Genomic DNA, 16,209 nt, shown 5'->3' on the forward strand with positions numbered 1-16,209 from the left:
CGGGCGGCTCAGGCGCCGCGCTCGCGCGTGGTCCAGGCGCGCAGGCGGTCGAGAGACCACGTGGTCACGATCCGCTCCGGCGGCACCCCGAGCCGCTCGGCCCGCTCGGCGCCGTAGTCCAGGAGCGAGAGCTGGCCGGGCGCATGGGCGTCCGAATCGATCGAGAACAGGCATCCGAACTCCAGCGCCAGCGCCATCAACTCGTCCGGCGGATCCTGCCGTTCCGGCCTCGAGTTGATCTCGACCGCCACGCCGTGCTCGGCGCACGCCGAGAACACCGCGCGCGCGTCGAACGTGGAGGGCGGTCGCGTGCCTCGCGAGCCCTCCACGAGACGGCCGGTGACGTGCCCGAGCACGTCGACGTGCGGATTCGACGCCGCCGCGACCAGGCGCCGCGTCATCGGCGCGCGATCCATGCGGAGCTTCGAATGCGCCGACGCCACCACGACGTCGAGTTCGTCGAGCAGCTCCGGCTGTTGGTCGAGCGAGCCGTCGTCGAGGATGTCGACCTCGATCCCCGACAGCAGCGTGAATCCGTGGCCGCTCATCCCGGCCACGACGCCCAGCTGCTCGCGCAGCCGCTCCGGTGACAGGCCGTTGGCCACGCGGAGCCGTGGCGAATGGTCGGTGAGCGCGAGGTACTCGTGGCCGAGCGTCCGCGCCGCGTCGACCATGAGGTCGATCGAGGTGAGGCCGTCCGACCAGTCGCTGTGCGAGTGGAGGTCGCCGCGCAGGAGGCCGCGAAGCGATGAGCTGCGCTGCATGCCGGCGCGCTCCCGCAGGTCTTCGAGGTACTCCGGGACCTCGCCGGCGAGCGCCTGCTGGATGACGGCGAACGTCGACTCCCCGATTCCCTTGCGGCGACGCAGGGAGGCGGCATCGGCCAGCTCTTCGGCGCTCAGCCCCGCGATGGCGTCGGCCGCCGCGCGGAACGCCTTCGACTTGTACCGCGACGACCGCTCGCGCTCCAGGAGCGTCGCGATCTCGGTGAGGGCGTCGTGGGGATTCACGCGACCTGCCGGCGCGTCACGTCACACCGCCGTGGCGCGCCGCACGACCACCGGGGCGCTCGCGAGGCGCTGCAGCGCCCAGCCGAACATGATCGAGAGGATGCCGATGCCGATCGCGAAGGCCGCGACGCCGAACGACACCACCGACGTGAACAGCGACGCCCGCAGGAACGACGCGTTCATCATGGTCGCCCGCAGCGGATCGTCCTGATCGAGCTCGGCATACGTCCTTCCCCCGGACGCCTCGAGCGCGTGGTGCTGGATGATGTCGGCCTGCACGTAGGCGGTGAACGGGCCGGCGACCGTCTGGCCCTGGAACGCCATCGCGTCGTCGGGGACGGTGATCCGCTCTGCCTGCAGCTGGCTCGAGACCATGATCCAGACCACGACGCCGACCACGATGAGCACGATCCCGGCGAGGATGCCCAGAACGCCGACGGCCTTCACGCCGCCCAGCTTGCGCGCGGGCGGTTCGACGGAGCCTTCGAGGCGGGCGATGGTGTCTTCGGTCACGGTGTCCTCCATATGCGAACGCGAACTCCGCGCCTCACGCTAGCGGCACCCGCCGACGACGCGGAAGAGCCGGAGTCGGCCCCGCCCGTCAGCGTCAGGACGCGAGGGCGCGCGTGGTCTGCACCCAGCGCTCCAGCGTGGCGGTGGCGCCGCCGCTGTCGATCGCCGCCGCGGCCTCGTCGCGCGCTTCGGCGAGCCGCTCCAGGATCGGGCGCTGCACCTGCGCCGCATCGCGGAACAGTCGGTAGGCCACGATGCCCGCAGCCGCGTTGAGGAGCACGATGTCGCGCACCGGGCCCTCCTCACCGCCCAGCACCCGGCGCACCACGGCAGCGTTGTGCGGCGGGTCGCCGCCGAGCAGGTCGTCGATCTCCGCCAGCGGGATGCCGAGATCGCGCGGGTCGAGGTCGTGCTCGTGGATGTCGCCGCGGCTGATCTCCCACAGGCGGCTGTGACCGGTCGTCGTCAGCTCGTCCAGCCCGTCGTCGCCCCGGAACACCAGTGCCGTCGCCCCGCGGGTGCGGAACACACCGGTGATGAGCGGCACGCGGTCCAGCTGCGCCACCCCGACGGCGTTCGCCTCGGCGCGCGCGGGGTTGACCAGCGGACCGAGGAAGTTGAACACGGTCGGGACGCCGAGCTCGCTGCGCGACGGCCCGGCATGCTTGAACCCCGGGTGGAACGCCGCGGCGAATGCGAACGTGATGCCGGCGCGCGACAGCGTCTCGGCCACGGCTTCGGGTGACAGTGCGAGATCGACGCCCAGCGCCCCCAGCACGTCCGACGACCCCGAGGACGAGCTGGCCGCGCGGTTGCCGTGCTTGACGACGGGGATCCCGGATGCCGCCGCCACCAGCGCCGACATCGTCGACACGTTGACGGTGCCGAAGCGGTCGCCGCCGGTGCCCACGATGTCGAGGACTCCGGGGTCCACAGGCAGCGGGAGCGCCGCCTCGAGGATCGCGTCGCGGAAGCCGACGATCTCGTCGACCGTCTCGCCCTTGGCCCGCAGCGCGATCAGGAACCCCGACAGCTGAGAGGGCGTCGCCGAGCCCGACATGATCTGCCGCATCGCCCACGTCGATTCCGAGACGCTGAGATCGCGCCGCTCCAGGAGTGTCGTGAGGATGCCCGGCCAGGTGTACAGCTCCGCCATGGCTGACAAGCCTAGCCGCGCGCGCGAATCGAAACGGATTCGTGACACGGGGTCCCGCACGGCACGATTCCCCGTCTTCACCTCGGGTTCACGGCGGACTCGCGGCGTTCTCTTAGGTCCCCCTAAGTTCGGCTCCCTGCAATCGGGTCCCCGCCGATGCGAAAATCGGTGCCTCGAATCGGCCATAATGGGGAGCGTGACGACCTCCACAGCGACCTACTCCCAGGCCATGCGGTCCGTCAAGCGGCCGGATCCGGTCGCTGTCGGCACCATCGTGTGGCTCGGCAGCGAGGTGATGTTCTTCGCCGGCCTCTTCGCGATCTACTTCACCCTGCGCAGCACCTCGCCCGAGCTGTGGGCGCAGGAGACGCAGCTGCTGAACATCCCCTACGCGTTCGTCAACACGGTGATCCTCGTGCTCTCGTCCGTCACATGCCAGATGGGCGTGTTCGCCGCCGAGCGCTTCCAGCCGTACACCGTCAAGACGAACCGCTTCTGGCAGCGGTGGGGCATGGTCGAGTGGTTCTGGCTGACCTTCGCCCTCGGCGCGATCTTCGTGTCGGGCCAGGTGTGGGAGTACGCCCAGCTCGTCGCCGAGGGCATGCCGATCACGGCGAACGCGTACGCCTCGGCGTTCTACCTCACCACCGGCTTCCACGCCCTCCACGTCACCGGCGGCCTCATCGCCTTCCTCCTGGTGATCGGCCGCGCCTACGCCGTCAAGAACTTCGGGCGCAAGGAGATGACCTCCTCGATCGTCGTGTCGTACTACTGGCACTTCGTGGACGTCGTCTGGATCGCGCTGTTCGCCGTCATCTACTTCCTGCGATAAGAGCGGAGCTGAAACCCGACATGGCACGAGAGACCACGCGCCGCTCGAAAGGCCGCCGCAGCCCCTGGGCCGCGGCCGCACTGATCGGCATCGGCCTGCTCATCACCGGCGGCGTCTACGCCGGCGCGTCCGCCGCGATGGCGGCCACGACGCCGCAGACCGCCGTCGACACGGCACTCACCGTCGAGGACGGGCAGAAGCTGTTCCAGGCGAACTGCGCCACCTGCCACGGGCTCGATGTCCAGGGTACCCAGACGGGGCCCTCGCTCTACGGCGTCGGCGAGCTCGCCGTCCACTTCCAGATGAGCACGGGCCGCATGCCGCTGCAGATGCAGGGTCCCCAGGCTCCCGAGAAGCCGGTGCAGTTCACCGACGAGCAGATCGCCGCGATCGGCGCGTACATCCAGTCGATCGCCCCGGGCCCCTCCTACCCCGACGAAGAGGTCCTCGACGGCGGCGGCCGCACCGCCGAGGGCGGCGAGCTGTTCCGCATCAACTGCGCGATGTGCCACAACGTGGCCGGTGCGGGCGGCGCTCTGACCGAGGGCAAGTACGCGCCCGCGCTTCACACCACCACCCCACTCAACATGTACGCGGCGATGGTGACCGGCCCGCAGAACATGCCGGTGTTCAACGACATGACGCTGACCACCGAAGAGAAGCGCGACATCATCACCTACCTGCTGTACCTGCAGGACAACGAGTCGGCGGGCGGGTTCTCGCTCGGCTCGCTCGGCCCCGTCTCCGAGGGCCTCTTCATCTGGATCTTCGGCATCGGCTCGCTGATCGCCCTCACCGTGTGGATCACGGCGAAGTCCAACTGATCGACGTACGCAAGACGCAACACTGACGAGGAGCAGCATGGCCCACGAGGACGACCCGCTCGAGCACGAGAGGGCTTCCTGGAAGCCCTCCCCCGGGCTCGCCGTCGCGGTCACCGACCCGGTGAGCAACCCTGGGCTCCCCCCTCACCGCGAGCGGATGACCGACAAGGACCCGGTCGCGATGCGCCGTGCCGTCCGCACGGTCTACACGCTCTTCTACCTCTCGGTCGGCGCAAGCATCTGGGCCATCGCCGCCTACTTCCTGTTCCCGATCGAGAGCGGCCGGATCGTCGACATCCGCGCCAACAACCTCTTCATCGGCCTGGGCATCGCGTTCGCGCTGCTGGCGATCGGCCTGGCCACGATCCACTGGTCGAAGGCCGTCGTCTCCGACAAGGAGTTCATCGAGCCCCGCCACGCGACGCGCGGGCGGGATTCGACGCGCGACGCGGCGATCAAGGCGTTCTCCGACGCCAACGAGGAGTCCGGCTTCGGACGCCGCACCATGATCCGCAACTCGATGATCGCGGCGCTGGTCGCCTCGATCGCGCCCGGCATCGTGCTCTTCCGTGGTCTCGCGCCGTTCGATTCGCCCGAGCACCCCGACGCCGGCAACCCGGTGGCACTTCTCGAGCACACGATGTGGAAGAAGGGCATGCGCCTCGCGCACGACCCGACCGGTGAGCCGATCCGCGCTGCCGACCTGACGCTCGGCTCGGCCGTGCACGTCATCCCCGAGGCGCTCGCCGAGCTGTCGCACAGCAGCGGCTACCTCGAAGAGAAGGCGAAGGCGATCGTGCTCCTCGTCCGGCTGCTCCCGGAGCAGATCGTCGAGTCCGAGGACCGCAAGGAGTGGTCGTACAACGGGATCGTCGCGTACTCCAAGGTGTGCACGCACGTCGGCTGCCCGGTCGCTCTCTACGAGCAGCAGACCCATCACCTGCTGTGCCCCTGCCACCAGTCGCAGTTCGACGTCACCGATCGCGCCAAGGTCATCTTCGGCCCGGCCGCCCGGGCGCTGCCGCAGCTGCCCATCACCGTTGACGATGAGGGATATCTGGTCGCCCGGAGCGACTTCACCGAACCCGTCGGCCCGAGCTTCTGGGAGCGTCATTGAGTACCGCCACTCACCCCACCGAGAACCTCACTCGGGAGCCGGCCGTCTCGCCCGAGCCGCCTCTCACGCGTGACAAGCCGCTGGGCGGCCGCTTCATCGGCGCCACGGCGAACTACATCGACGAGCGCACCAGCCTGTCGGGCTTCGTCAAGGAGCTCGGCCGCAAGATCTTCCCCGATCACTGGTCGTTCATGCTCGGCGAGATCGCCATGTGGGCCTTCGTCGTCGTGCTGCTGTCGGGAACCTTCCTGACGTTCTTCTTCCAGGCGTCGATGGTCGAGACCCACTACACCGGCGCGTACCTTCCGATGCGCGGCATCGAGATGTCGGCGGCCATGGCCTCGACTCTCGAGATCTCGTTCGACCTGCGCGGCGGCCTCCTGGTGCGCCAGATCCATCACTGGGCCGCGCTGGTGTTCGTCGCCGGCATCGGCGTCCACATGCTCCGCATCTTCTTCACCGGAGCGTTCCGCAAGCCGCGCGAGCTGAACTGGGTCATCGGCTTCGTGATGTTCATCCTTGCGCTGGGTGAGGGCTTCACCGGCTACTCGCTCCCGGACGACGTCCTCTCGGGCAACGGTCTGCGCATCATCGACGGCATGGTCAAGGGCATCCCGCTCATCGGCACGTGGACGTCGTTCCTGCTGTTCGGCGGTGAGTTCCCGGGCACCGCCATCGTCGGCCGCCTGTACGCGCTGCACATCCTGCTGCTGCCGGCGCTCCTGGTCGCCCTGCTCGTGATCCACCTCATGCTGATGGTGATCAACAAGCACACGCAGTTCGCGGGCCCCGCGCGCACGAACAGCAACGTGGTCGGCTACCCGATGATGCCGGTCTACATGTCGAAGATGGGCGGCTTCCTGTTCATCACGTTCGGCGTGATCGTGCTGATCGCCTCGCTGTTCACGATCAACCCGATCTGGAACTACGGCCCCTACGACCCGTCTCCGGTCTCGGCCGGCACGCAGCCCGACTGGTACATCGGCTTCGCCGACGGTGCGCTGCGCCTCGTCCCGCCGGGCTGGGAGATCGTGTTCCTCGACCGCACCTGGTCGTTCAACATCCTCGTGCCGTTGGTCGTCCTGGGTCTGTTCATCCTCGTGGTGCTCATCTACCCGTTCATCGAGGCGTGGGTCACCGGCGACAAGCGGGAGCACCACATCGCGCAGCGTCCGCGCAACGCGGCCACGCGCACCGCGATCGGCGCCGCCGGCGTCACCTTCTACGCCGTGCTCTGGGCGGCGGCGGCCTCCGACATCATCGCGACGCACTTCTGGCTCACGATGGAGGGCGTCATCCACACCCTCCAGGCGCTGCTGATCGTCGGGCCGATCGTCGCTTACTTCGTCACCAAGCGCATCTGTGTCGCCCTTCAGAAGAAGGATCGCGAGATCGCCCTCCACGGGTACGAGTCGGGTCGCATCGTCCGGCTCCCCGGCGGCGAGTACATCGAGGTTCACCAGCCCGTCGACGAGTACGACCGGTACAAGCTGGTCGACTTCGAGACCTACGAGCCGCTGGTCGTGCGTCCCAACGCGAAGGGGCGGATCCCCTGGCACCAGAACGTGCGTGCGTCGATCTCGCGCTGGTTCTTCGAGGACCGGCTCACGCCCGTCACGCAGAGCGAGCTCGACGCGGCGCTGGCGCACCAGCACCACGCGCTGGAGCACATCGCCGCCGAGGAGGATGCCGAGCTGCAAGCGGCCCACGACCGCGCCGGCGTGCCGGATGCCCCGCACACGCCGATCGACGACGGCCGCAACTCCGAGACGGCGGTTCGCCCCTCGAACGTGATCGTGCGCGAGCCGGAGCCCGGCACCAAGCCCGCGAAGAACCGCGAGAAGGAGGCGGGTCAGTAGACCCGGTCCGCTCACCGGATGCCCCGGCACGACCGCAACGGATCGTGCCGGGGCATCCGTCGTTTCCGCACGCCCGCGCGGCTTCGCACGCGATCGGCGGTCCCGTCTCGGGGCGCGCCCGGATCGGCAGGATTCCGGCGTCCCCTGTCCGCACGCGGGCGGGTCCGGCGAGGCCGTGGGTCGTAGCCTGGTGGCATGACCGACGCATTGACGTACTTCTCCACGAAGCTCGCCCTCGAGACGGACGCGTCCGACGTGTACGCCGCGCAGAAGGCCGGCGACGAGTTCGTGCTCGTCGACGTCCGCGGCGACGAGGCGTGGGCGCAGGGGCGCATCTCAGGCGCGATCCACATGCCGTACCGCGACATCGCCGGGCGCGCGCCGCACGAGATCCCCACGGGAACGCCCGTCGTCGTCTACTGCTGGAGCCCCGGGTGCAACGCCGGCGCCAAGGGCGCGGTCGAATTCGCGAAGCTCGGCTACGCCGTCCGCGAGATGATCGGCGGTTACGAGTACTGGGTGCGCGAGGGCCAGCCCACCGAGAACGACGAAGGCGCACTCCCCCGCGTCTTCGACCCGCAAGTCATGGTGGTGCGTGCGCCGGTGGCCCACTGAGCGCAGCGACTCGGCAGACGTGCCGGCGGCGAGCCCTGCGTGTCGGTCAGGCCGACTCCAGCCCCTCCATGAACCGCTCCGCCGCGGCACCGTAGTACCTGGTCGCACCTGTCACGGCGCCGGCATCGGCCGGCTCGAGGTCACTCGCGACCACGTCCGCCACGACGACCGTGACGTTGTCGCGCGTTCCGGCGTCGAGAGCGAGCGTGACGCACGCGGCAGCCGCATCCTCGACCGCGCGATGATCGAGCAGGATCCGTCGGACATCGGCCTCGGGAACATAGTCCGTCAGCCCGTCGCTGCACAGCAGCCAGCGGTCGCCGGCCTGGTGGTCGTGCGCGGCGACGGTCGCCTCGTCGTGCTCCGCCCCGCTGAGGGAGGCGGTGATCACGTTGCGACGCGGGTGGCTCGCGGCATCCTCAGGCGAGACGAGACCCTGGTCGATCAGCGCCTGTACAAGCGAGTCGTCGCGGCTCTGCTGGCTCAGCACGCCGGAGCGCAGGAGGTACGCGCGTGAGTCGCCGGTATGCGCCAGCAGCAGCTCACCGTCGCGAGACACGAAGAGGCCGGTGAACGTCGTCGCCATGCCGTGGAGTGCGGGATCGCGCTGCACGTGCAGCCGGAGGTCCCAGTTGGCCGACCGGATGCTGTCAGCCAGCTGCTCCGCGTGGATGCCCTCGAGCGGGCCCGCCGCAAGGCGGTGCACGAACGCCGCCGAGGCGAGATCACCGGCAGGTCCGCCGCCGACACCATCGGCCACGGCTGCGCCCCAGGAGGCCGTGAACGCGGCGTCCTGGTTCGTCGCGCGGTGCGCTCCGACGTCCGAGACGGCGGCCGCACGCAGACGCACGTGAGCGCCCCTCAGGAGAGAGACCTCACGTGCGCGCTCCGGATCGGCATCTGCCAGCAGTGCTCAGCGGCAGTGCTCAGCGGGCGAAGTGACCGCGGTAGTACTCGTAGACCCAGCCGACGATCGCGACGACGAACACGGCGATGCCGATGGGCATGAGCCAGACACCGACCGCGAGCCCGATCATGCCGAGCGCGGCCGAGAAGGCGAGCACGATCGGCCACCACGACCAGGGGCTGAACTCGCCGAGCTCCGGGTCGCCGTCGTCGATGTCTGCGGTCAGGATGTCTTCGGGCAGCTCACCCTGCTGCGCCTTGTGCACCTTGCCGACGTAGAACGCGATGAGTGCGCCCATGAAGGCGGTGAAGACGAGCGCGACCGTGCCGACCCACTCCACCGAGTCGGTGAAGTAGATCCACGCGTTCCCGTCAGGGTTCGCCTCGACCGCGGCCGCCCAGTTCTCGAGCAGGTTCCAGCCGGTGTACAGCACGCCCACCAGCAGGAAGAACGCCGACAGCAGCCACCAGAGTCCGGTGTTGGTCCGCACTTACTTCACCTCTCCGTCGGCCATGTCTGCAACCGGGGCTTCGGGCGCGTCCTTCGCCGGGCCGACGCCCACCGGGATGCCTGCCTCGGGGTGGTTCAGGTCGAAAGCGGGCCGCTCGCTCCGGATACGCGGGATCGACGTGAAGTTGTGGCGCGGCGGCGGGCACGATGTCGCCCACTCGAGCGACGCACCGTAGCCCCACGGGTCGTTCACAGTCACCTTGGGCGCCTTGCGCGCCGTGATCCACACGTTGAACAGGAACGGGATCATCGAGGCGCCGAGAAGGATCGCACCGATGGTCGACACCTGGTTCTGCCACGTCCAGCCGTCGGCTGCCGAGTAGTCCGCGTAGCGGCGGACCATGCCGTCGACACCGAGCCAGTGCTGGATGAGGAACGTCATGTGGAAGCCGATGAACAGCATCCAGAAGTGCACATAGCCGAGACGCTCGTTGAGCATCTTGCCGGTCCACTTCGGCCACCAGAAGTAGAAGCCCGCGAACATCGCGAACACGACGGTGCCGAACACGACGTAGTGGAAGTGAGCCACGACGAAGTACGAGTCGGACAGGTGGAAGTCCAGCGGCGGCGAGGCGAGGATGACGCCGGTGAGACCGCCGAACACGAACGAGACCAGGAAGCCGAGCGCGAACACCATGGGCGTCTCGAACGTCACCGAGCCTCGCCACATCGTGCCGATCCAGTTGAAGATCTTCACGCCCGTCGGCACCGCGATCAGCATCGTCATGATGGCGAAGAACGGCAGCAGCACGGCGCCCGTCACGTACATGTGGTGCGCCCACACGGCGACCGACAGCGCCGCGATGGCGATCGTGGCGTAGATCAGCGTCTTGTAGCCGAAGATCGGCTTGCGGCTGAACACCGGGAAGATCTCCGACACGATGCCGAAGAACGGCAGCGCGATGATGTAGACCTCGGGGTGCCCGAAGAACCAGAAGAGGTGCTGCCACAGCAGCACGCCGCCGTTCTGCGGGTCGTAGATGTGAGCACCCAGCACACGGTCGGCCGCGGCCGCCAGGATCGCGGCGGCGAGCACCGGGAACGCCATCAGGATCAGGATGCTGGTGACCAGCGTGTTCCACGAGAAGATCGGCATCCGCCACATGGTCATGCCGGGTGCGCGCATCGTGATGATCGTGGTGATGAAGTTCACCGCACCCAGGATCGTCCCGAAGCCGCTCATGCCGAGGCCGAGCATCCACAGGTTCCCGCCGACGCCTGGAGAGAAGGTCGCGCCGGCCAGCGGCTGATACGCGAACCATCCGAAGGACGCGGCGCCCTGCGGGGTGAGGAACCCGGCGACGGCGATCGTCGAGCCGAAGAGGAACAGCCAGAACGCGAAGGCGTTCAGTCGCGGGAACGCGACGTCGGGCGCGCCGATCTGCAGCGGGAGGATCGCGTTGGCGAAGCCGGCGAACAGCGGCGTCGCGAACATCAGCAGCATGATCGTGCCGTGCATCGTGAACAGCTGGTTGTACTGCTCCTTGGTCGGCACGATCTGCATACCGGGCTCGAAGAGCTCCGCGCGGATGATGAGCGCCATCACTCCCCCGAGGAGGAAGAAGATGACGGACGAGACGAGGTACAGGTAGCCGATCGTCTTGTGGTCGGTGGAGGTGATCCACTTGACGATGATGTTGCCCTTCTGCTCGACGCGCGAGGCGCTGAGCAGCGCCGCCTGACGCGGCGGCAGGGTGGTCGGGCGACCTGGTGTCGTCTCCTCGAGCGGAAGCGTCGTCGCCATGATCAGTGGTCTCCCTCTTCCTCGGACGCCTCGCTGCCTGCACCCGTGCCGGGGAGGTTCTGGAGGCGGTCGTACGCATCGTCGATGTCACCGGTCTGGCCGGCGTCGCGGAGCTCGTCGAGGTAGTCCTCGTACTCGGCTGCGCTCACGACCTCCACGTTGAACAGCATCATCGAGTGGTACTCGCCGCACAGTTCGGCGCACTTGCCGGCGTACGTGCCCTCACGCGTCGGGGTGAACGACCAGTAGTTGTCCTTCCCGATGTACATGTCCTTCTTGTAGAGGAAGTCGATGATCCAGAACGAGTGGATGACATCGCGGGACTGAAGCTTGATCTTCACCGACTGGTCGACCGGCAGCACGAGAGTCGGAAGCTCGCTGATGACGTCGCCGCGCTCATCGGTCTGGGCCTGGACGCCCATCGACCACACGGTGTCGTCGTCGGTCTCGCCCTGGTACTGGAAGTCCCACGACCACTGCTTGCCGATGGCCGTGATCTCGACATCCGGGTCGTCGTACTGCGTCTCGAGGATCGCCTGGTCGCGCGCGGTGAACGCGAAGAATCCGATCACGAGGATCAGCGGCACGATCGTGTAGAAGATCTCGATCGGCATGTTGTACCGCAGCTGTACGGGCAGGCCCATCTGGCCCTTGCGACGCCGGTACGCGATGGCCGCCCAGCCCATGAGGCCCCATGTGATGACGCCGACGGCGAGCAGCACGATCCAGGAGTTGACCCAGAGCCCCGAGACCATCTCGGTCTTGTCGGTGGCCGCGGGACCGTTCTCGACGAAGCCCGGGAGGAACCCGTTGGCCTCGGTCGGGGTGCATCCGGCAAGGACTGCTGCCGTTGCGATCCCGAGGGGAAGAACGGCCCAGCGGATACGGCGTTTCGAAGGCACGGTGCACCTTTCCGGATCGCGAACAAGACTCCAGTCAGTCTAGGGCAAGCGCCCAGGCGATTCAGGCCAAGCATCCAGCTTGGATCGTGTCGTGGAGACGGAAAACGGCGGGTCCGGGCGCTGTTCGCAGCGCCCGGACCCGCCGGAAAGTGCTCGGATCGTTAGCGATCCGGATGTCGGCTCAGTGGAAGCTGTCGCCGCAGGCGCAGCTGCCGGCCGCGTTGGGGTTGTCGATCGTGAAGCCCTGCTCCGAGATCGTGTCCTTGAAGTCGATCGTCGCACCGTCGAGGTACGGGACGCTCATGTCGTCGACGATGACCTCGACCCCCTCGAAGTCGACGGTCTTGTCGCCGTCGAGGTACCGCTCGTCGAAGTAGAGCTGGTAGATCAGGCCGCTGCATCCGCCCGGCTGCACAGCGACGCGCAGGCGCAGATCGTCGCGGCCCTCCTGCTCGAGCAGGTTCTTGACCTTGAGCGCGGCCGCATCGGTCAGCAGCACGCCGTGCTCGCGTACGGTCTGGTCACTCGTCAGTGCGGTGTCGGTCATGGCACTCCTCCGGATGGGCCGCCCGGTTCGATCGACCCCGGCCGGGCGGCGGGATGCCTCGATTCTACGCGCGCCGGCCGCCAGGTGGCTCCGAACCCGGCGTGTCTACGCGTCCGCGGCGCGCGCGTCGAGCTTCTCCAGCAGCAGCGCCTCCGAGACGACGGCGTTGCGGAACGTCTCCAGGTGCAGCGATTCGTTCGGGCTGTGCGCCTTGGCGTGGGGGTCTTCCACCCCGGTGACGAGGATCTGCGCGCCCGGGAACTCGCGCACGAGATCGGCGATGAACGGGATCGAGCCGCCCACGCCGATGTCGACGGACTCGACGCCGTACCCCTCGTGAAGCGCCTCGCGCGCGGCCGCGACCGCCCACCCGGAGGTGTCGACCAGGAAGGCGTCGCCGAAGTCGTGGTCGCTGAACTCGAGCTGCGCGCCGAACGGCGCGTGCGCGCGCAGGTGCGCCTCGATCGCGGCGTAGGCGTCGCGGGCGGTCTGCCCGGGGGCGATGCGGGCCGAGAGGACGACCGAGACCTCGGGGCTGAGGGTGTTGGAGGCGTTCACGACGCTGGGGGCGTCGATGCCGGTCACCGTGATGGACGGCTTGTTCCAGATGCGGCTGAGGATCGTGCCGCGGCCGATCGGCGAGACGCCGTCGGGCAGCCCTGCCTCGTCGCGCAGCGTGTCCTCGCTGTACGCCGGGGTGTCGGCATCCCGCTCGGTCAGTCCCGTCACCGCGACGGCGCCGCTGTCGTCCCACAGCGTCGAGAGCAGCTTCACCGTCGCCATCATCGCGTCGGGCACCGCTCCCCCGAACATGCCGGAGTGCGACGCGTGCTCGAGGGTCTTCACACGCAGCGTGAAGCGGGTGTTGCCGCGCAGCGACACCGTGAGCGCCGGGGTCTTCGCGTCCCAGTTGCCCGAGTCGGCCACGACGATCACGTCCGCGCGGAGCGCGTCGGCGTTGTCGGAGAGGAACTGCGCGAACGACCGCGACCCCGCCTCCTCCTCGCCTTCGAAGAACAGCGCCACGCCGAGGTCGAAGTCCTCGCCGACGGCGTCCTTCAGCGCCCGCAGCGCCGCGAGGTGCGCCATGATCCCGGCCTTGTCGTCGGCCGCGCCGCGGCCGTACAGGCGCCCGCCGCGCACGGTCGGCTCGAACGGCGCCGACTCCCACAGCGTCTCGTCGCCGGCAGGCTGCACGTCGTGGTGCGCGTACAGCAGGATCGTGGGCCGGCCGTTGCGTGCGGCGCGCGTGGCGACCACGGCCGGGTTGCCCTGGTCCGCCGTCCCGGGGATCGCGGCGGTGCGGATCTCGACGGACTCGAACAGTCCCGTGCCGCGCACGAGCTCCGCGACGGCCTCCGCACTGCGCTGCACCTCAGCGGAGTCGAAACCGGGGAACGCGATCGACGGGATGCGCACGAGGGCACCCAGATCGGCGAGGGCGGCGGGGATGCCGGAGGCCGCGGCTTCGCGCACGGCATCCTGTCGGGAGAGCTCGGAGGTCATGCGGGTAATCTTAAGCGCACCCCGTCTCCCGTCCCGAGGATCACTGTGGCCAAGACACCTGAAGCTCCTTCGTCCAACGACGCACCGTCCGAGGGCACCGTGCTGAACGGCGTCCCCGCCGGAAAGGGCCGCGCGACCCCGACACGCGCCGAGCGGGAAGCGGCCCGCAAGCGCCCGCTCGTGCCCGACACCAAAGAGGCGAAGGCGCGCGCCCGCGCCGACCTCGCGGCTCAGCGCGAGAAGGCCCGCGTGGGCATGGCCAGCGGCGACCCGCGCTATCTGCCGGCGCGCGACCAGGGTCCGCAGCGCAAGTTCGTGCGCGACTGGGTCGACGCCGGCTGGCACCTCGGCGAGGCGGTCATGCCGGCCATGGTCCTCGTCATCCTGGCCACGTTCCTTCCGGTCCCGGCGCTGCAGTACTACGCGTTCGTGGGCCTGTGGATCTTCATCTTCATCGTCATCGGCGACATGGTGATCACCTCGATCACCGTCAAGCGCGCCGTCAAGCGCAAGTTCGGCGCCGACAAGATGGAGAAGGGCCTCGGCTGGTACGCCGCGATGCGGACGGTGCAGATGCGATTCCTGCGCCTGCCGAAGCCACAGGTCAAGCGCGGCCAGAAGCCCGTCTGAGTCAGCCCGCGCGGCGACGCGCGGGGTCAGCGCGCGCGAGTCCGCGATTGATCTGGCGAGCCCACAGCGGCCCGCGGTAGAGGAACGCGGTGTACCCCTGCACGAGGGTGGCCCCGGCATCCAGGCGTTCCCTCACATCGCCGGCCGTCTCGACGCCGCCGACCGAGATCACGCAGAAGTGTGCGGGGACGACGCCGCGGACGAGCCGCAGCACTTCGAGCGAGCGCGCCTTCAGCGGCGCTCCCGACAGCCCGCCCTGACCCGCGGCGGCGATGGTCGCGGGATCGGTGACCAGACCCTCGCGCGAGATCGTGGTGTTGGTCGCGATGAGTCCCGCGAGCCCCAGTTCGACGGCGAGACCCGCGATCGCGGCGATCTCGTCGTCGGGGAGATCGGGTGCGATCTTCACGAGGAGCGGAGTCGTCCCCGCGGCATCGCGGACCGCCTCCAGCAGCGGGCGCAGCGTCTCGACGGCCTGCAGACCGCGCAGGCCCGGCGTGTTGGGCGACGACACGTTCACCACGAGGTAGTCGGCGAGCGGCGCCAGCAGCGTCGCACTGCGCACGTAGTCGGCGGTCGCGTCGGCGACGTCCACGACGCGGCTCTTGCCGATGTTGACCCCGAGGACCGCGCGGCGCGACCGACGGCGCAGCGCGCGCAGCCGTGTCGCTGCGGCCTCGGCGCCGTGGTTGTTGAAGCCCATGCGGTTGACGACGGCGCGGTCCGGGATCAGGCGGAACAGCCGCGGACGCGGGTTTCCCTCCTGCGGGATGGCCGTCAGTGTCCCGACCTCGACGTGCCCGAAGCCGAGCGCGTGGAGGCCGGCAGCCCCCTTGACGTCCTTGTCGAATCCTGCCGCGACGCCGAAGGGCGACTCGAACGAGAGCCCGAGCGCGGGGGTCGCGAGCTCCGGAGCCGGCCGGGTGATCGCGCGGGCGGCCCACGCGAACGGCGGGACGCCCACAACCCGTATCACCGCCATCGCCAGGTGGTGCGCGGTCTCGGGATCCATGCGCGAGAGCACGGTGCGGAACAGAAGGGGATACATCAGGCCTCGGCGGGTTCCGCTGCGTCCGGAGTCGCGCGGCTCGCGTGATCGACACGAAGCTGTTCGATGGCGGCTTCGAAGTCCTCGAGCGAGTCGAACGCCTGGTAGACGCTCGCGAAGCGCAGATAGGCGACCTCATCGAGGTCGCGCAGCGGACCGAGGATCGCGAGTCCGATCTCGTTCGCGTCCAGCTGCGACGCACCGGTCTGCCGGATGCTCTCCTCGACGGTCTGCGCCAGCACGGCGAGATCGGCTTCGGTCACCGGCCGGCCCTGGCACGCCTTTCGCACCCCCGAGATGACCTTCTCGCGGCTGAACGGCTCGATCACGCCCGACCGCTTGATGACGTTGAGGCTCGCGGTCTCGACCGTGGTGAAGCGCCCTCCGCACTGCGGGCACTGGCGACGGCGACGGATGCTGAGACCGTCGTCGCTCGTGCGGGAGTCGATGACGCGCGAATCGGCGTGACGGCAGAAAGGGCAATGCATG

Annotated in this window: 17 protein-coding genes; 6 read left to right on the forward strand and 11 right to left on the reverse strand. The window is 68.9% G+C overall.

Features of this window, described 5'->3' with window-relative positions; all coding sequences use genetic code 11:
• Window positions 1-8 precede the first annotated feature (8 nt).
• The 3 genes from IM778_RS09860 to trpD all read right to left on the reverse strand — a co-directional run bounded on the left by IM778_RS09860 (window position 9) and on the right by trpD (window position 2,679).
• Window positions 9-1,010, reverse strand: a complete 1,002-nt coding sequence (locus IM778_RS09860; protein WP_194408740.1) for a PHP domain-containing protein — start codon at window positions 1,008-1,010, stop codon at window positions 9-11.
• Between the two features lie 21 nt (window positions 1,011-1,031).
• Entirely contained in the window at window positions 1,032-1,523 is a 492-nt protein-coding gene (locus tag IM778_RS09865; RefSeq protein WP_228484489.1) for an aromatic ring-opening dioxygenase LigA, read from the reverse strand.
• 94 nt (window positions 1,524-1,617) lie between these two features.
• Window positions 1,618-2,679: an anthranilate phosphoribosyltransferase gene (gene trpD, locus IM778_RS09870; protein WP_194408742.1), complete on the reverse strand. Its 1,062-nt coding sequence runs from the start codon at window positions 2,677-2,679 to the stop codon at window positions 1,618-1,620.
• A gap of 187 nt (window positions 2,680-2,866) precedes the next feature.
• On the opposite strand from trpD, the gene ctaE reads away from it, so the two are divergent.
• From ctaE to IM778_RS09895, 5 genes are all read left to right on the forward strand, one after another.
• Window positions 2,867-3,511 (forward strand): aa3-type cytochrome oxidase subunit III, encoded by a 645-nt coding sequence (gene ctaE / locus IM778_RS09875; protein ID WP_194408743.1) that lies wholly within the window; start codon window positions 2,867-2,869, stop codon window positions 3,509-3,511.
• 20 nt (window positions 3,512-3,531) lie between these two features.
• A complete protein-coding gene (qcrC, locus tag IM778_RS09880; protein WP_194408744.1) occupies window positions 3,532-4,335 on the forward strand; it encodes a cytochrome bc1 complex diheme cytochrome c subunit in 804 nt (267 codons plus the stop codon).
• A gap of 37 nt (window positions 4,336-4,372) precedes the next feature.
• Complete coding sequence (gene qcrA / locus IM778_RS09885) at window positions 4,373-5,452, forward strand: cytochrome bc1 complex Rieske iron-sulfur subunit (RefSeq protein WP_194408745.1); 1,080 nt, start codon at window positions 4,373-4,375, stop codon at window positions 5,450-5,452.
• Complete coding sequence (qcrB, locus tag IM778_RS09890) at window positions 5,449-7,311, forward strand: cytochrome bc1 complex cytochrome b subunit (RefSeq protein WP_420488828.1); 1,863 nt, start codon at window positions 5,449-5,451, stop codon at window positions 7,309-7,311. The genes qcrA and qcrB overlap by 4 nt, the downstream gene beginning before the upstream one ends.
• Before the next feature lie 195 nt (window positions 7,312-7,506).
• Window positions 7,507-7,926, forward strand: coding sequence for a rhodanese-like domain-containing protein (locus tag IM778_RS09895; RefSeq protein WP_194408746.1), 420 nt, complete (start codon window positions 7,507-7,509; stop codon window positions 7,924-7,926).
• 46 nt (window positions 7,927-7,972) lie between these two features.
• Here IM778_RS09895 and IM778_RS09900 read toward each other — a convergent pair whose 3' ends face one another.
• The 6 genes from IM778_RS09900 to IM778_RS09925 form a co-directional block, all read right to left on the reverse strand.
• A complete protein-coding gene (locus tag IM778_RS09900) occupies window positions 7,973-8,776 on the reverse strand; it encodes a PP2C family protein-serine/threonine phosphatase (RefSeq protein ID WP_228484490.1) in 804 nt (267 codons plus the stop codon).
• Between the two features lie 76 nt (window positions 8,777-8,852).
• Complete coding sequence (locus tag IM778_RS09905; protein ID WP_194408747.1) at window positions 8,853-9,323, reverse strand: cytochrome c oxidase subunit 4; 471 nt, start codon at window positions 9,321-9,323, stop codon at window positions 8,853-8,855.
• Window positions 9,324-11,087 carry an aa3-type cytochrome oxidase subunit I gene (ctaD, locus tag IM778_RS09910; RefSeq protein ID WP_194408748.1) on the reverse strand — a complete coding sequence of 588 codons (1,764 nt, stop codon included), beginning with the start codon at window positions 11,085-11,087 and terminating at the stop codon, window positions 9,324-9,326.
• 2 nt (window positions 11,088-11,089) lie between these two features.
• The gene (gene ctaC, locus IM778_RS09915) at window positions 11,090-11,989 is read right to left on the reverse strand and encodes an aa3-type cytochrome oxidase subunit II (protein ID WP_194408749.1); all 900 of its coding nucleotides are present in this window, start codon (window positions 11,987-11,989) and stop codon (window positions 11,090-11,092) included.
• 181 nt (window positions 11,990-12,170) lie between these two features.
• Window positions 12,171-12,536: an iron-sulfur cluster insertion protein ErpA gene (gene erpA / locus IM778_RS09920; protein ID WP_194408750.1), complete on the reverse strand. Its 366-nt coding sequence runs from the start codon at window positions 12,534-12,536 to the stop codon at window positions 12,171-12,173.
• Window positions 12,537-12,641: 105 nt separating this feature from the next.
• Window positions 12,642-14,042: a dipeptidase gene (locus IM778_RS09925; protein ID WP_194408751.1), complete on the reverse strand. Its 1,401-nt coding sequence runs from the start codon at window positions 14,040-14,042 to the stop codon at window positions 12,642-12,644.
• 45 nt (window positions 14,043-14,087) lie between these two features.
• Between IM778_RS09925 and IM778_RS09930 the strand changes: the two genes are divergently transcribed.
• Window positions 14,088-14,672: a DUF3043 domain-containing protein gene (locus tag IM778_RS09930; protein ID WP_194408752.1), complete on the forward strand. Its 585-nt coding sequence runs from the start codon at window positions 14,088-14,090 to the stop codon at window positions 14,670-14,672.
• A 1-nt stretch (window position 14,673) separates the two neighbouring features.
• Here IM778_RS09930 and IM778_RS09935 read toward each other — a convergent pair whose 3' ends face one another.
• Complete coding sequence (locus IM778_RS09935; RefSeq protein WP_194408753.1) at window positions 14,674-15,720, reverse strand: quinone-dependent dihydroorotate dehydrogenase; 1,047 nt, start codon at window positions 15,718-15,720, stop codon at window positions 14,674-14,676.
• Window positions 15,720-16,208, reverse strand: a complete 489-nt coding sequence (nrdR, locus tag IM778_RS09940) for a transcriptional regulator NrdR (protein WP_194408754.1) — start codon at window positions 16,206-16,208, stop codon at window positions 15,720-15,722. Before nrdR ends, IM778_RS09935 begins: the two co-directional genes overlap by 1 nt.
• Window position 16,209: the final 1 nt, after the last annotated feature.

The organism is Microbacterium cremeum (assembly GCF_015277855.1).
GTDB classification, from domain to species: Bacteria; Actinomycetota; Actinomycetes; order Actinomycetales; family Microbacteriaceae; genus Microbacterium; species Microbacterium cremeum.

Bases quoted from the DNA above. Each gene is read 5' to 3' on its own strand.
- qcrC (WP_194408744.1), top strand. From the start codon at position 3,532: ATGGCACGAGAGACCACGCGCCGCTCGAAAGGCCGCCGCAGCCCCTGG.
- qcrA (WP_194408745.1), top strand. From the start codon at position 4,373: ATGGCCCACGAGGACGACCCGCTCGAGCACGAGAGGGCTTCCTGGAAG.
- IM778_RS09935 (WP_194408753.1), bottom strand. From the start codon at position 15,720: ATGTATCCCCTTCTGTTCCGCACCGTGCTCTCGCGCATGGATCCCGAG.
- trpD (WP_194408742.1), bottom strand. From the start codon at position 2,679: ATGGCGGAGCTGTACACCTGGCCGGGCATCCTCACGACACTCCTGGAG.
- ctaE (WP_194408743.1), top strand. From the start codon at position 2,867: ATGGGGAGCGTGACGACCTCCACAGCGACCTACTCCCAGGCCATGCGG.
- ctaD (WP_194408748.1), bottom strand. From the start codon at position 11,087: ATGGCGACGACGCTTCCGCTCGAGGAGACGACACCAGGTCGCCCGACC.
- erpA (WP_194408750.1), bottom strand. From the start codon at position 12,536: ATGACCGACACCGCACTGACGAGTGACCAGACCGTACGCGAGCACGGC.
- IM778_RS09895 (WP_194408746.1), top strand. From the start codon at position 7,507: ATGACCGACGCATTGACGTACTTCTCCACGAAGCTCGCCCTCGAGACG.
- IM778_RS09925 (WP_194408751.1), bottom strand. From the start codon at position 14,042: ATGACCTCCGAGCTCTCCCGACAGGATGCCGTGCGCGAAGCCGCGGCC.
- nrdR (WP_194408754.1), bottom strand. From the start codon at position 16,208: ATGCATTGCCCTTTCTGCCGTCACGCCGATTCGCGCGTCATCGACTCC.